This is a genomic window from Methylobacterium sp. GC_Met_3 (assembly GCF_026540775.1).
Classification (GTDB): domain Bacteria; phylum Pseudomonadota; class Alphaproteobacteria; order Rhizobiales; family Beijerinckiaceae; genus Methylobacterium.
Genome location: NZ_JALNUL010000189.1, coordinates 1 through 574, shown reverse-complemented (window position 1 = coordinate 574; position 574 = coordinate 1). Strand labels below are relative to the sequence as shown.

Annotated in this window: 1 pseudogene; it reads left to right on the top strand. The window is 67.1% G+C overall.

The window, feature by feature from the left end:
- Positions 1-27 precede the first annotated feature (27 nt).
- Positions 28-574: pseudogene (locus OXS27_RS32445) on the top strand (IS5 family transposase); the annotation flags it as partial.

Genomic DNA, 574 nt, shown 5'->3' with positions numbered 1-574 from the left:
TTTCCTCTCTTCAAGGCAGGAGGGATGATGCTGAGCGACGCGCAATGGTCTGAGCTGGAGCCGCTGGTCGAGGCGTGCCGTCCGAAGGCCAAGACGCCACCGCAGGACCTGCAACGCACGCTCTCGGCCATTCTCTGGCGGCATCAGAACGGGGCGAAATGGCGGGCTATTCCGGAGGATCTGGGTCCTTGGTGGCGAGCCGCACAGATCTTCATCCGCTGGTCCCGTGCTGGCGTCTGGGAACGGCTCCTCAGCCTCGTGCAGGAGCGCGGGGTTCAGCTCGGGATGGTGTTCCTCGATGGCACGACCATACGCGCGCACCAGAAGGCGGCCGGGGCCGCCAAAAGGGGGGATCTGGGGCCGAGCGAGACACTCGTGAGGCTCTTGGCCGATCGCGTGGCGGCTATGGCACCAAGGCTTGCGTGATTGCCGACGGGCGGGGCCGCGCCATCGCCTTCCGGCTGGCACCGGGGCAGGCGCACGAGCTGCCCCATGCGGTTCCATTGCTCGACCAACTGCCAAGCGTGCCCAAGTGGGTGGTCGGAGACCGCGGCTACACCAGTCACGCCTTCCG